Origin of the sequence: Methylobrevis pamukkalensis, from assembly GCF_001720135.1 — a bacterium.
GTDB lineage: Bacteria > Pseudomonadota > Alphaproteobacteria > Rhizobiales > Pleomorphomonadaceae > Methylobrevis > Methylobrevis pamukkalensis.
In genome coordinates, this window is record NZ_MCRJ01000119.1 from 1 (window position 1) to 12851 (window position 12851).

Annotated in this window: 14 protein-coding genes, 1 tRNA gene and 2 pseudogenes; 2 read left to right on the top strand and 15 right to left on the bottom strand. The window is 67.9% G+C overall.

Features of this window, described 5'->3' with window-relative positions; genetic code table 11:
• From A6302_RS16710 to ettA, 6 genes are all read right to left on the bottom strand, one after another.
• Positions 1–493 (bottom strand): YceI family protein (locus A6302_RS16710; protein ID WP_069307990.1); only part of this gene is annotated, 493 nt, incomplete at its 3' end.
• A gap of 226 nt (positions 494–719) precedes the next feature.
• Positions 720–1232, bottom strand: a complete 513-nt coding sequence (locus tag A6302_RS16715) for a cytochrome b (RefSeq protein ID WP_069307991.1) — start codon at positions 1230–1232, stop codon at positions 720–722.
• Between the two features lie 123 nt (positions 1233–1355).
• Positions 1356–2120 (bottom strand): trans-aconitate 2-methyltransferase, encoded by a 765-nt coding sequence (gene tam, locus A6302_RS16720; protein ID WP_069307992.1) that lies wholly within the window; start codon positions 2118–2120, stop codon positions 1356–1358.
• Between the two features lie 82 nt (positions 2121–2202).
• Positions 2203–2451 (bottom strand): PepSY domain-containing protein, encoded by a 249-nt coding sequence (locus tag A6302_RS16725; protein ID WP_210183366.1) that lies wholly within the window; start codon positions 2449–2451, stop codon positions 2203–2205.
• A 112-nt stretch (positions 2452–2563) separates the two neighbouring features.
• Positions 2564–3046, bottom strand: coding sequence for a cupredoxin domain-containing protein (locus A6302_RS16730; protein WP_210183367.1), 483 nt, complete (start codon positions 3044–3046; stop codon positions 2564–2566).
• Positions 3047–3461: 415 nt separating this feature from the next.
• Positions 3462–5120 carry an energy-dependent translational throttle protein EttA gene (gene ettA / locus A6302_RS16735; protein ID WP_069307993.1) on the bottom strand — a complete coding sequence of 553 codons (1659 nt, stop codon included), beginning with the start codon at positions 5118–5120 and terminating at the stop codon, positions 3462–3464.
• A 580-nt stretch (positions 5121–5700) separates the two neighbouring features.
• Here ettA and A6302_RS16740 point away from each other — a divergent pair.
• Positions 5701–6201, top strand: a complete 501-nt coding sequence (locus A6302_RS16740) for a DUF1097 domain-containing protein (protein WP_069307994.1) — start codon at positions 5701–5703, stop codon at positions 6199–6201.
• Positions 6202–6342: 141 nt separating this feature from the next.
• Here A6302_RS16740 and A6302_RS16745 read toward each other — a convergent pair.
• Together A6302_RS16745 and A6302_RS26280 are read right to left on the bottom strand one after the other, a co-directional pair.
• Positions 6343–6418, bottom strand: a tRNA-Ile gene (locus A6302_RS16745).
• 381 nt (positions 6419–6799) lie between these two features.
• Positions 6800–7279 (bottom strand): annotated as a pseudogene (locus A6302_RS26280) (cupin domain-containing protein); the annotation flags it as partial.
• A 274-nt stretch (positions 7280–7553) separates the two neighbouring features.
• Here A6302_RS26280 and A6302_RS16755 point away from each other — a divergent pair.
• Entirely contained in the window at positions 7554–8294 is a 741-nt protein-coding gene (locus A6302_RS16755) for an SIMPL domain-containing protein (RefSeq protein WP_069307996.1), read from the top strand.
• Between the two features lie 169 nt (positions 8295–8463).
• On the opposite strand, the gene A6302_RS23665 is transcribed toward A6302_RS16755, so the two are convergent.
• The 7 genes and pseudogenes from A6302_RS23665 to rpoD form a co-directional block, all read right to left on the bottom strand.
• Complete coding sequence (locus A6302_RS23665; RefSeq protein ID WP_210183368.1) at positions 8464–8607, bottom strand: hypothetical protein; 144 nt, start codon at positions 8605–8607, stop codon at positions 8464–8466.
• The gene (locus A6302_RS16760; RefSeq protein WP_210183369.1) at positions 8547–9374 is read right to left on the bottom strand and encodes a nitrilase-related carbon-nitrogen hydrolase; all 828 of its coding nucleotides are present in this window, start codon (positions 9372–9374) and stop codon (positions 8547–8549) included. Before A6302_RS16760 ends, A6302_RS23665 begins: the two co-directional genes overlap by 61 nt.
• A 68-nt stretch (positions 9375–9442) precedes the next feature.
• On the bottom strand, positions 9443–10066 hold the full coding sequence (locus A6302_RS16765) for a GNAT family N-acetyltransferase (RefSeq protein WP_069307997.1): 624 nt from the start codon (positions 10064–10066) through the stop codon (positions 9443–9445).
• Positions 10063–10473: a ketosteroid isomerase-related protein gene (locus tag A6302_RS16770; RefSeq protein WP_069307998.1), complete on the bottom strand. Its 411-nt coding sequence runs from the start codon at positions 10471–10473 to the stop codon at positions 10063–10065. Before A6302_RS16770 ends, A6302_RS16765 begins: the two co-directional genes overlap by 4 nt.
• Before the next feature lie 105 nt (positions 10474–10578).
• Positions 10579–10865 (bottom strand): annotated as a pseudogene (locus tag A6302_RS26285) (HlyU family transcriptional regulator).
• Positions 10866–10979: 114 nt separating this feature from the next.
• Positions 10980–11876, bottom strand: coding sequence for an aldose 1-epimerase family protein (locus A6302_RS16780; protein ID WP_069307999.1), 897 nt, complete (start codon positions 11874–11876; stop codon positions 10980–10982).
• 156 nt (positions 11877–12032) lie between these two features.
• Positions 12033–12851: RNA polymerase sigma factor RpoD (rpoD, locus tag A6302_RS16785; protein WP_069308000.1), on the bottom strand; the 819-nt coding region annotated here is incomplete at its 5' end.

Here is a 12851-nt window from a genome sequence, read left to right on the forward strand (position 1 = left end):
AGTCCGAACGCTTGATGGTGGCTGTCGCGTCGAAGCCGGCCCAGGGCTTCTTGGCCATCGGATGCTCGCCCATCTGGTTCAGCGTGGCCTCGAGCACGACGGGCTTGGTGATGCCGTTCAGCGTCAGGTCGCCGGTGATGTTGGCGGTCTTCTCGCCGGTCACTTCCACATTGGTCGACACGAAGGTCACCTTCGGGGCGGCCTCGGCGTCGAAGAAGTCGCCGGTCTTGAAGTGGGCGTCGCGCTCCGGCCAGCCGGTGATCAGGGACGCGGTGTCGATCGACACGGAGACGGTCGACTTCGAGGGATCCTCGGCGTCGAGCATGATGTCGCCGGTGAAGCCGGAGAACATGCCGACGGTGTTGGAATAGCCGAGGTGGTTGTAGGTGAACACCACCTGCGAGTGGCTGGGATCGAGCGTGTACTTGTCGGCCGCCTGCGCGGTGGCGGTGGTGAGCACGAGGGCGGAGGCGAGCAGCAGAATCTTCTTCATGGGGAACTCCCGGTTCGGTCGGCGCAAGGAGCCACGGAGGCGTGGCTCGGGGATCGGTCGGTCGTCAACCGAATCCGGCAAAATTCATTCGCGTCTCCCGCCCGGTATCCGGGCGGGACGCCTAGAACGCCTTTGTATCTAAACCATTTCCGGCGCAATTGCAGCGCGGGCGGACGTAACAGAGCGTTCACGATTTAGCGAACAATCCCGCTGACGGGCGATGTCATCAGCCCGCGGGACGCAGCATGCGGGTCAGGACACCGTCCCTCAGGGCAAACTGGTGAAACAGCGCCCCGGCCACGTGCAGCAGGATCAGCACGATGAACAGGGGTTTGCCCGCTTCGTGAAATTCCCCCATCGGGCGATAGAGATACTCGGCGACGAGCCCGGTCACGGGCATGGCGACGAGCAGCAGATAGAAGAGCTGGTGGGTGGCGGCTGCGAGCCGTCCCAGCAGCGGATGACCCCGCGCCGGCGTGGCGGGCGCCCCGAGCCGGATGCGCAGCACGATGCGCACGAGAACCAGCAGGAGAACCGCGATCCCCAGATAGATATGGAGATCGGCCATCAGCACGTCGCCCGCGCCGCGCGTCTCGCCGCGCCTCAGAAGCGAGGCCAGGCGACCCATGCTGTCGCCGAACGCGAGCTGGAACAGGACCAGCGCGGCAATGATCCAGTGAAGGGTGATCTGCCCGAGCGAATAGGCGGCGGGACGGGGTGACGAGACGGCGACGGACATGGCAGGACATCTCCTGGCAAGGAAGGACCCGGCCCGATGTCTGGACGCACCTCGAGCCGACCGCCATGGTCTACCGCATCTTCGTCGCAGCCCTGTGCCAGGCGTGTCGCAAAGTGTAACGGCTCATCGCACCGCGACGATGAACAGCCGCGGAAAGCGCAGCAGCACGCCGCCGATGGTCAGCGGCGGATAGGCCGCCGCGATGCGGCCGCCGTAGTCGGCAAGGAAGGCCGCGCGCTCGTCCTCGTCCAGCGGATCGAGAAAGGGCCGAAGGCCGGTGCTGGACACCCACTCGACGATTGCCGGCGCGCCCTCCAGGCGATGGTGATAGGCCGTGTGCCACGTCTCGACGCGGCTGGCCTTCGGCGCCAGCGCCTCATGATAGGCGGCGGGCGGCGGCAGGGGCGAGCGCGCCGCGCCCTCCAGTTTCCCGGCGAACGGCATCGCCGCCGCCGTCTCGCGCATCAGCCGGTGCGAGGGCTCGGCGACGTTGTCGGGCATCTGCACCGCCAGCACGCCGCCGGGCGCCAGCTGGTCCATCAGCCGCACCAGCACCTCCACATGCTCCGGCAGCCACTGGAACACGGCATTGGCGAAGATCACGTCCACCGGCTGGGGGGGGACCCAGGTCGCCGCGTCGGCGTGAACGAAGGCAACACCCGGCAGCCGGCGCCGCGCGGCCTCCAGCATCGCCGGCGAGGTGTCGAGACCGGAGACCTCGGCCTCCGGCCAGCGCGCCGCCAGAAGCTCCGTCGAATTGCCCGGCCCGCAGCCGATGTCGACCACGGTCCGCGGCTGCATCAGCGGCACCTGCGCGAGCAGGTCGCGCGCTGGCCGCGTACGCTCGGCCTCGAATTTCAGATACTGCGTCGCCGACCAGTCGGACATGGGACCTCCTGAGGACTTTGCAACGAAAGAGGGCGCGCCTTGCGGCACGCCCTCCGGATGAACGGGGTGGCCGCCGCAGCGATCACTCCTTGGTCTTGTTGACGACCTTCAGGTCCTTGTCGAGGTCCATGTCATACTGGCCGTCGGCGCAGAACACGTCGTCGAGCTCGTAGCCGCCGTCATCCATCTCGATGTTGTCCTCGTCCACTTCGCACTGCATGTCCTTCAGCATCGCCTGGATCTGGGTCACGGTCTCGGCCGGAACTTCCTGGGCCATGGCGGCGGCGGGCAGCAGCATGAGGGTGCTAGCGAGCAGAATGGTCTTCATCATTGTTGGTCTCCTCCCTTGGCAGGCCGCCCGCACTCCGGGCGGACGGGACCTGCGGCCTGAACAAAGCGCTTCGGCGGCAGGGCCTGCCGGATCGGCAAGCCGATGACCGCGGTCACTGGATGGTGAACTCGACCTTCTGGGTGTCGCCCGACGTCCCCGGGATGTGCAGATCGAACGTGCCCGGCTTGATCGCGATGAACGACATCTCGACGACGCCGGCCTTGTCGAACTCGATGGAGTCGATGGCCATCGGGCGGATCTCGATGCTGTTGATGACGATCTCGTTGATCCAGATCGCGCGCAGGAACTGCGGCCCCGTGATCGCGAGTTCGGCCGAACCGTCGGCGGTGATCTCGAGCGTGTAGTAGGCGCCGGACTGCAGCTTGACCGGGCCCTCGCCCGTGTAGAGCGGCTGGCCCGAGGCCAGCGTCAGCTTGACCGTCTCGCCGCGGTTGCACTTGGCCAGCAGGCCGGCAAAGCCGAGCTTGGTGCCGTCGCACAGCGGCGCGGCGCTGGCCGGAGCGGTCATGAAGCCCGGGGCGGGCGCCGCGAGAAAGCCGGCGGCCAGCGCCAGCGCGAGTGTCGTCCTGATCATTGAAGTCCTCCCTTTGCGATTCCGTGATCCTTTCGACCGCGACAGATCCGGAAGCGATCGTTGCGCTCCGTCTCGGCACCGGCGTCCGGCGCGAGCCCTCCGTCCGGCCCGTCGCCTCCAGCCCCGCGTCCTGCCGCCGGTCAGATCATGACTTCATAAAGCTTTGGGAGAGTTGGCCCCGTCAAGTTACGGCTTTTTAAGGGTTGGGATCCGCCGGCCCCGTACGGCCCCCCCTCGGGCCGCCCTCGCCTTCGCACGCAGCCGACAGGCACGCGGAGTGCGGGCTGCAACCCGGGCGCGGACGGGCCTTCTGCGGGGCGCGCGGAAGATGCCGGTGCCGACCGGCGGGAGGCCCTGCCCGCCCGCGAGCCGCCGAAAAGAAAAGGGCGGGGAACCGGCCCCGCCCCTGTCTCGCTCACCGCGTCAGCGGCTTGTACTTGATCCGCCGCGGGTTCAGCACCGCGTCGGCGCCGAGGCGGCGCTTCTTGTCTTCCTCGTAGGATTCGAAGTTGCCCTCGAACCACTCCACGTGGCTGTCGCCCTCGAAGGCGAGGATGTGGGTCGCGAGACGGTCGAGGAACATGCGATCGTGCGAGATCACCACCGCGCAGCCGGCGAAATCCTCCAGCGCGTCTTCCAGCGCCGACAGGGTCTCGGTGTCGAGGTCGTTGGTCGGTTCGTCGAGCAGCAGGACGTTGTTGCCCGCCTTCAGCATCTTGGCGAGGTGCACGCGGTTGCGCTGGCCGCCCGAGAGCGTGCCGACCTTCTGCTGCTGGTCGCCGCCCTTGAAGTTGAACGAGCCGCAATAGGCGCGGCTGTTCACGTCGCGCTTGCCGAGCGTGATCACGTCGAGGCCGCCGGAGATTTCCTCCCAGACGGTCTTGTTCGGGTTCAGGCTGTCGCGCGACTGGTCGACATAGCCGAGATGCACGGTCTCGCCGATGCGCACCGAACCCGAATCCGGCGTCTCCTGCCCGGTGATCATCCGGAACAGCGTGGTCTTGCCGGCGCCGTTCGGGCCGATGATGCCGACGATGCCGCCCGGTGGCAGCGAGAAGGACAGGTCGTCGATCAGCAGGCGGTCGCCGTAGCCCTTGGAAAGGTTCTTGACCTCGATGACATTGTCGCCGAGCCGCTCGCCGGCCGGGATGACGATCTGGGCCTGGCCGCTCGCCTGCCGCTCCTCGGACCGGCGCAGCAGCTCGTCATAGGCCTGGATACGCGCCTTGGACTTGGTCTGGCGTGCCTTCGGCGAGGCCGAGATCCACTCGCGCTCGCGCGACAGCGCCCGCTGGCGGGCGGCGTCCTCGCGGCCCTCCTGGTCGAGGCGCTTGGACTTCTTCTCCAGATAGGCCGAGTAGTTGCCCTCGTAGGGAATGCCGCGGCCACGGTCGAGCTCGAGGATCCAGCCGGTGACGTTGTCGAGGAAATAGCGGTCGTGGGTGACGATCAGCACCGCGCCCTTGAACTCGCGCAGGTGCTTTTCCAGCCAGGCGACCGTCTCGGCGTCGAGATGGTTGGTCGGCTCGTCGAGCAGCAGCAGGTCCGGCTCGGACAGCAGCAGGCGCGCCAGCGCGACGCGGCGCTTCTCGCCGCCGGACAGCGGCGCCACCTCGGCCTCGCCGGGCGGGCAGCGCAGCGCGTCCATCGCCATTTCCACCTTGGAATCGAGATCCCAGAGGTTTTCGGCGTCGATCACGTCCTGCAGCGTCGCGGCCTTCTCGGCGTTCTCGTCCGAGTAGTCCATCATCAGCGCATTGTACTGGTCGAGGATCGCCTTCTTCTCGGCCACGCCCTCCATCACGTTCTCGAACACGGTCTTGGTGGGATCGAGCTGCGGCTCCTGCGACAGGTAGCCGACCTTCGCGCCCTCGGCCACCCAGGCATCACCGGTCCATTCCTTGTCGAGGCCGGCCATGATCTTGAGCAGGGTCGACTTGCCCGAGCCGTTCGGGCCGAGCACGCCGATCTTGGCGTCCGGGTAGAACTGCAGGTGGATGTTGTCGAGGACCTTCTTGCCCCCGCCATAGGCCTTGGTGAGGCCGTGCATGTAGTAGATGAACTGACGCGCCATGGATCGCCGAAGCCTCGAAATGTCCGCCGGAAAGTGGCGACGTTCTAACCCGCCGCCCCCGCGAACGAAAGGGGCAAACGCGGGAGGCAGCCCCGCCGGTCACGGTCAGCGGCCCGAGGCTGCGACCAAGAAGCGCGGCCACAGTGCTTCGCACATGCATGAGTCAGCCAACAGAATAGAGCGCCGAACAACCGGCGGACCGCCAAGTTCCGCAAGCGCGCGGACCACCACTTCCAACGCAGCGGCAAGGACGCCCTGCCACTTGCGCCGTTCCGGCACATGTCGCGCCGTCAATTATTCACAGGATGTATTTCTGGCACAACAGATGCCAGATTTACTGCCTTCGGACGGGAACTTTTCCGAACGTATTGCCTCATCAGGACTATTCACCGCGACCAGTGAAGTGACGAATTCGTTAAATCAATGAAAATGACAAACAATTCGGCTTGATCCATAGTCCCGCCGTCGGGCGGGGATACAAGATATATTTGTTGCGTCGCAACAGATCTTCAATCGGGAAGATCCTTGCGGAGGGCGGCCACCCCGGACGGCGCCAGAAAATATCGGGAGGGACACCCCAATGAATCTCGTAACGGCTCTCGCCATCGTCATCGGCATCCTCGGTGCGGTCGCAACCTACATTTTCGTCGGCAACATCACCGGCCTCGGCCTGCAGATATGGGCCTGCTTCATCGCCTGGGCCAGCTTCTTCCACTGCGGCGGCGGCGAAGCCGGCCTCAAGGCCTCGATCCCGGCCAACATCTGGGGCTCGCTCTGCGCCACCGTGGCGCTGATCCTCGTCGGCCAGATGTCGGGCGGCAGCGTGCCGATCATCTCCGTGATCGTCGGCGTCACGGTCGCCGTCATGATCCTCGGCGCCCACGCGCCGCTGCTCGGCGCGATCCCGGCCGCCGTCTACGGCTACGCCTGCACCGCCGCCTTCGGCCTGCTGGTTGCCGGCGCCGACCCGCTCTCGGCCGCGATCCAGACCAGCCCCTTCCTCAACATCTCCATCTCGATGGTGATCGGCGCGCTGTTCGGCTACCTCTCCGGCAAGATCGCCGGCAGCCTCGCGAAATAACGTCAAGCCCCGGCCGGATCTTCGCCCCGCGAGGCCGGCCGGCACCGGCCCGCGGCCGCGAAGCGCCCTGCCCGGCAACGGGCAGGGCGTTGTCGTGAGGGAAATTGTTTACCCGTTAAGAGCGAAACGACAGTGGGGATTTGGTAGGCCCGGAGGGACTCGAACCCCCAACCAGACCGTTATGAGCGGTCGGCTCTAACCATTGAGCTACAGGCCCGTGCGCACGCTGGACGAGAGTTCTGCGCGGCGACGCCTGAATTAACCTGCTTCGCGACCGGGCGGCAAGGGGCCAGCGCGGGGGTGGTCCCCTCGCCGGCCGGGATGACGCGATCGCCAGCGTCCGAGCCGGCTTTGATATCGGAGACCCGGCGGACGTGCGCGCCGGCCACTGGCGAACCGGCTCGGGAACCCGCGCCTCAGGCCGCCGGGGGCACCGCCGGGAGGTTGCGGGCGCGCCGCGGGTCCAGCGGGTGCGCAGGGCGTTGACCATGCGCAGGGCCGCCGTGGCCGGGCCGGGGGTCGGCTGGCGGCAGAAGGCGATCTTGCGCACATAGACCGGCACATGCCACAGCGCCCAGCTGCTGGCGTCGAAATGGCCGACGTCGCCGGCGGAAAAGCGGGTGACCTGCCCCGAGGCGTCGGTGACGATCACCTCGCCTTCAAGGATCTGCACGGTCTCCTCCCAGGTGAAATGCCAGCGGAAGGTGCCGGCGCTGCAGTCCCACAAGGTGGTGACGGCGCCGCCGTCGCGGCTTTCGGCGAGCTTGGCGGAGCGGGCCTCGGGCGTGCCGTCGACGATCCACGACGGATCGATCGGCGCCGCGGTCAGCCGGGTCGGACATGGACGCGCCCATTCGTAGCTGGAGGTGCGCCGCGCCCGGCCGCCAAGCGAGAAGCCCCATCCGGACGGCTGGAAAATGTCGGTCATGTCGTTGCCCCCTGCTCCGGCCATGCCCGCGCGGCCCGAAGCGGTCCGCCCGGCGCCAGTGGCACACGGGTCCGTTGCAGGCTGCGCGGCGCGCACGGCGTCCACACTGGCAAGCACCCTGCCCGCCGAGGGTGAACGACGGGTAAGCATCGGCCGGCGTCCCGCCAACGCCGTGAACGCCCGCTTAAGGCCGGGGCAACCGGGCGATCAGCCGGCCTGATCAATCCGGACGGCGTGACCGATCCGGAAGAGAGCTGCCGCCCGGAGGCCCGGGCCGCCCCCGTCCCACTGCCGCCGCAATGCCCGCCGACAAAGCCACCTGCGGCCGGGATCGGTTCGATCCGAAACGATGTCGGGACAGGCCACGTCCCGGCGACTAGAGTTGCCGCAGCCTTTTCACGACACCCGTCGTCCGGAGATTTTCATGTCCATCCGCAGTCAGAGCCTCGCCCTTGCCCTTGCCGCGACCTTCCTCGCCCTGCCGGCGCATGCGCAGGAGCGCCCGCGCGAGCCCGTCCTCAACATCACGGCCGAGGGCATCGTCCACGCCGCCCCGGACATGGCGGTGGTCACGCTCGGCGTCGTCAGCGAGAAGCCGCTGGCCGCCGACGCGCTGGCCGAGAACAACACGGCGATGTCGGCGCTGGTCACCGCCGTCAAGGAGGCCGGGGTCGCCGAGCGCGACGTGCAGACCTCCAACTTCACCATCGAGCCGGTCTACGTCTATCCGCGCCCGAAGGACGACGGCACCCAGGATCCGCCCCGCGTCAGCGGCTACCGGGTGGCCAACACCATCCAGGTGCGCATCCGCGATCTTGCCGGCGCCGGCCCGCTGCTGGACAAGGTGGTCAAGCTCGGCGCCAACCAGATCCAGGGCATCGCCTTTGCCGTCGACGACGACGCGGCCCTGCTCGACGAGGCCCGCCGCAAGGCGATGGCCGAGGCGCGCCGCCGGGCGCAGCTCTACGCCGATGCCGGCGGCTTCAAGATCGGCGGCATCTTCGAGGTGAGCGAGAACATCGGCTCGGCGCCGCAGCCGATGTTCATGCGCATGGCCGCCTCGCCCAAGGCCGAGATGGACACCGTGCCGGTGGCCGCGGGCGAATCGGCGATCCGCGTCGACCTGTCGGTGACCTTCCGCATCACGGACGAAGGCGCGAACTGATACCGCCGCGCCGATGAACGGACTCGATCGGCCTCATGCTGAGGAGGGCGCTCTTGCGCCCGTCTCGATGGACGAGGTCGCCCCCGCCCTTCGAGGCTCGCTCCGCTCGCACCTCAGGGTGAGGGCGGAGAGAGGTCGGTTCATATGCGCGCTCGTATGAGGGTTTCCCTTAGCGCAGGTCGATCACCTCGGCTTTGAAGCCGGCCACGGGCGGCATCTCGGTGCCGCCCTGTTCGGGCCAGTGGCGGTGGTTCAGCACGCCGCCGTCGCTGCGCACCGCCGCGACCTTGTCGAGGTCGAGGTCGGCGAACACCCAGGCCGGTTCGTCCAGCGTGCCGATCGCCACGACCCCGTCGTCGGGAAAGCCGATGTCGGGCGGGCCGTAGACGGCGGCGGCCCCACGGTTGTCGTCCATGGCTGGCGACCACTCCGCCCGGCCCACGGTCGCGCCTGCACCACATAGCACTGGTTTTCCAGCGCCCGCGCCTGCGCGCCGAGCCGCACGCGCCAGTAGCCCTTCATCGTGTCGGTGGCAGACGGCGCCAGGATGATCTCGGCGCCGGCCTCCGCCTGCGCGCGGGCAATCAGGGGGAATTCGACGTCGTAGCAGATCGAGACGCCGATCGTGCCAAGCTCCGTGCGGAAGACGTTGACGAGACCGCCACCGGCGATGCCCCACTGTTCGCGCTCGAAACGCGTCATCACGATCTTCTCCTGCCGGCCGACATTGCCCTTCGGCGTGATCAGCCGCGCCACATTGCGGAAGCGGCCGTCGCTGCCGCGCACCGGCGCACTGGAGGCGAGGATGTGCATGTCGTGGCGGCGGGCGAGCGCCCGGTGCAGCGCGTCGATCTCCGGCAGGCGCCGGTCGAGTTCGGCGATCGAGGCCTGCAGGTCGGCGGCGACACTCGGGAAGGCGGCGGCAAGCTCCATGATGCCGTATTCGGGAAAGACGGCGAGCCGCGCCCCGCCCTTGGCGGCGGCCTCCACCCACTGCGCCAGCTTCGCCTCGTAGGCGTCGAGGCTGGCGATCGCCTCGATGGGATACTGCGCGGCGGCGATGCGGAAGCGGCGGGCCATGCGGGCACTCCTCGTCTGCGGCCGGGCCGTGATCGGCCCCTTGTCGGCCCCTTGTCGGCCTGGTGTCGTCAGTCTCCGGACCGCAGGTCGCGCATCCAGAACTGCATCGTCTTGGCGGTCTCGCCCGCCTCGTCCACGTCCTTCCAGCTGAAGGTGGTGGTGAGGCCGGGCTGCGGACGATACCCCCGCTTGCCCCAGAATGCATCCAGCGGCCGATAGCCCTCCGGCCGCAGCGGATGATCCACGGCGCGCACCACGGCGCAGAAGGTGGCATGCGTCGCCCCCGCCGCCCGCGCCCGCGCCTCGCGGTGGTCGAAGAAGGCATGGCCGATGCCGAGGCCGCGATGGCCGGGCAGCAGCACCGATTCGCCGAAATAGAACAGCCGGTCCACATCGAAGCCGGCCTCGGCGAAGGGCTGGCGGAAGGCCGGCTTCTGCCCGGCCATCGGCGAGGCCGTGGAAACGCCGACGATCCGGTCCCCGTCGAGGGCGGCAACCAGCACGGCGCCGTCGCTGGCCGCAAACTCGATCAGATAGTCGCGCTCATAGTCGCGCGTGCCGTCGTAGAGATAGGGGAAGGCGCGGAACACCGCGATCCGCAGATCCGCCAGCGCGTCGAGAGCCGCACGAATGTCCGCGCCGGTCAGCGGAACGACGCGAATCGCCGTCCGGTCCGTCGCGGCCTCGGTCACCGCGACACCTGCGCGATCCAGTCGTTGAGATTGTAGCAGGTGGTGACGCGGACGATCTTGTCGTCCTCGATCTGGAAGAAGGTGCCGGCGGGCAGCACGTAGGTCTGGCCGCTGGCCGGCGGCAGACCCTCGTCGGTCTCCAGATAGGTGCCGTTGACGGTGAACTCGGCCGCCGCATGGCTGCCGTCCTCCGACACCATGATCACCAGATCGGTGAGATGCTCGCGGTAGCAGCGCTTCATGTGGATCGAGAAATCCTTGAATGTCTCGCGGCCGATCTTGCGTTCGCCCTGGTTGCGGTCGTGGGCGACGTCCTCGTCGAGCAGGGCGAGCATGCCTTCGATCGAACCGGCGTTGAAGGCCTCGTAGTAGCGCGCGATCAGCGCCCGGGTCTCAGTCGCGGACATGCGAGTCCTCCGTCGTCTGTGCCAAGTTACGTGTGCAGGGAAAACGGGATGCGCCCGCCCTGGTTCCCGAGGCCGGGAAGCACCGTCGGCCGGCCCTCGGCCAGATCAGTCGAAGACGTGGTCGCCGAGCTGCTCGACGATCTGCCGGCCCTTGGTCAGCGCGAATTCCGTCGCGGCCGCCTCGGTGGCGTGCTTTTCGGCGCGCACGAAGCGGTGGCTCTTGGTCTCGTCGCCGAAGGTCTTCTCGACCACGCCGCGGTCTGGTATTCGCCGCCGGTCTTGTAGGGCATGGCGCGGATGATGAAGCCGCCGTGCTCGAGGCGCGCGGTTTCCTTCGGCGCGCCGTCGTCCGCGGCCTTGCGCCCGCCGAACAGGGATTTGAGAAACGACATCCCGGCCTCCGCCCGTTGCGCGCGGTGGGCTGGCCCGTCCACGCTTCCTTGCCCGGTCTTAGCCCAATGCTGGTTCGAAACCAAGGGAAGGCGAAACCAGGGGACGGCGCGCCATCAGATCTCGCCGAAGGGATCGGGCGAGAGACGCACCGCCATCGCGAAGTCCCGGCTTGCGCCCGGCGCGATCGTCACGATGCCCGGCTTGTCGAAGATCTCACCGTCGAAGCCGGCCGGATCGGAATGGCCCTGCCAGGGCTCGATGCAGACATAGCCCGCGCCCGGCATCGACCAGATGCCGAGATGCGGCATGCCGGCAAAGTCGACGACGAGGCCGGGGCTGCCCGGAACGCCGTAGGCGAGCCGGTGCGAGGCGAGACCGTCGAACACGACGGCGTCGGCTTCGAACAGTGCGTCGGCGAGCGGCAGGTCGCGGCCTTGCACCGGCGTCGGCACGGGCGCCGGATCGATCAGGCCGCGGGCGTCCAGCCGGCGGATCGGCGCCGTCTCGGGATCGGAAAAGCGCAAGATATGCTCCGCCCGCGCCGCGCCATAAGGCAGCGGCCAGCGGAAGGCCGGATGGAAGCCGAAACTGGCCGGCAGCGTCCCGGACCCGGTGTTGGTCACCGTCGCCGTCAGGCTGAGCGAGGCGCCCGCGATGTCGAACGCCATGTCGAGCCGGAAATCGAAGGGATAGACCGCCCGCATCTGCGCATCGGCCTCCAGCCGGAACACGGCGCGGCTTTCCGACGTATCCACGATCGCAAAGCGGCGGCGGCGGGCAAAGCCGTGGCGGGGCAGCGTGTAGACCTCGGCGCCGACGCGGTAGCGGTCGCCGGCCACCATGCCGACGATCGGAAACAGGATCGGCGCCCGCCCGGCCCAGACCGCCGGATCGCCGTCCCAGAGCAGGTCCCTGCCCTCGCCGTCCCGAAGGCTCTGCAGCTCGGCGCCGTCCGGCGAGATCGTCGCCGTGAGCAGGTCCGATCCGATGGTGACGAGGTCTCCGGCCATCCCAGCCTCCCGCGTTGCCCGGCAACCCGCCGCAGGGCCAGAAGATCATGCAGCGCAGCATCGGGCAAGGCGCGGGCGTGCGGGCGTCCCGGAGGCCCACATGCAAACGCCGCCCCGAGGGACGGCCGCGCCATGTGTCGTGCCTGAGATGCAGTCTCAGCTGTCGAGGAAGGAGCGCAGCTTGCGCGACCGGCTCGGGTGCTTGAGCTTGCGCAGCGCTTTTGCCTCGATCTGGCGGATGCGCTCGCGGGTCACCGAGAACTGCTGGCCGACCTCTTCCAGCGTGTGGTCGGTGTTCATGCCGATGCCGAAGCGCATGCGCAGCACGCGTTCCTCGCGCGGCGTGAGCGAGGCGAGCACGCGCGTGGTGGTCTCGCGCAGGTTCGACTGGATCGCCGCATCGATCGGCAGGATCGCGTTCTTGTCCTCGATGAAGTCGCCGAGGTGGGAATCCTCCTCGTCGCCGATCGGGGTCTCGAGGCTGATCGGCTCCTTGGCGATCTTCAGGACCTTGCGGACCTTTTCCAGCGGCATCGCCAGCTTCTCGGCCAGCTCTTCCGGCGTCGGCTCGCGGCCGATCTCGTGCAGCATCTGCCGCGAGGTGCGGACGATCTTGTTGATCGTCTCGATCATGTGCACCGGGATGCGGATGGTGCGGGCCTGGTCGGCGATCGAACGGGTGATCGCCTGCCGGATCCACCAGGTGGCATAGGTCGAGAACTTGTAGCCGCGGCGGTACTCGAACTTGTCCACCGCCTTCATCAGGCCGATGTTGCCTTCCTGGATCAGGTCGAGGAACTGCAGGCCGCGGTTGGTGTATTTCTTGGCAATCGAGATCACGAGACGCAGGTTCGCCTCGACCATCTCCTTCTTGGCCACCCGCGCTTCCTTCTCGCCCTTCTGCACCAGATGGACGATCTTGCGGAACTCGGTGATCTCGAGGCCGGTCTCGGTCGCGAGCGTCTGGATGTCCTG

Bases quoted from the DNA above. Each gene is read 5' to 3' on its own strand.
- A6302_RS16715 (WP_069307991.1), bottom strand. From the start codon at position 1,232: ATGTCCGTCGCCGTCTCGTCACCCCGTCCCGCCGCCTATTCGCTCGGG.
- tam (WP_069307992.1), bottom strand. From the start codon at position 2,120: ATGTCCGACTGGTCGGCGACGCAGTATCTGAAATTCGAGGCCGAGCGT.
- A6302_RS16725 (WP_210183366.1), bottom strand. From the start codon at position 2,451: ATGATGAAGACCATTCTGCTCGCTAGCACCCTCATGCTGCTGCCCGCC.
- A6302_RS16730 (WP_210183367.1), bottom strand. From the start codon at position 3,046: ATGATCAGGACGACACTCGCGCTGGCGCTGGCCGCCGGCTTTCTCGCG.
- ettA (WP_069307993.1), bottom strand. From the start codon at position 5,120: ATGGCGCGTCAGTTCATCTACTACATGCACGGCCTCACCAAGGCCTAT.
- A6302_RS16740 (WP_069307994.1), top strand. From the start codon at position 5,701: ATGAATCTCGTAACGGCTCTCGCCATCGTCATCGGCATCCTCGGTGCG.
- A6302_RS16755 (WP_069307996.1), top strand. From the start codon at position 7,554: ATGTCCATCCGCAGTCAGAGCCTCGCCCTTGCCCTTGCCGCGACCTTC.
- A6302_RS16760 (WP_210183369.1), bottom strand. From the start codon at position 9,374: ATGGCCCGCCGCTTCCGCATCGCCGCCGCGCAGTATCCCATCGAGGCG.
- A6302_RS16770 (WP_069307998.1), bottom strand. From the start codon at position 10,473: ATGTCCGCGACTGAGACCCGGGCGCTGATCGCGCGCTACTACGAGGCC.
- A6302_RS16780 (WP_069307999.1), bottom strand. From the start codon at position 11,876: ATGGCCGGAGACCTCGTCACCATCGGATCGGACCTGCTCACGGCGACG.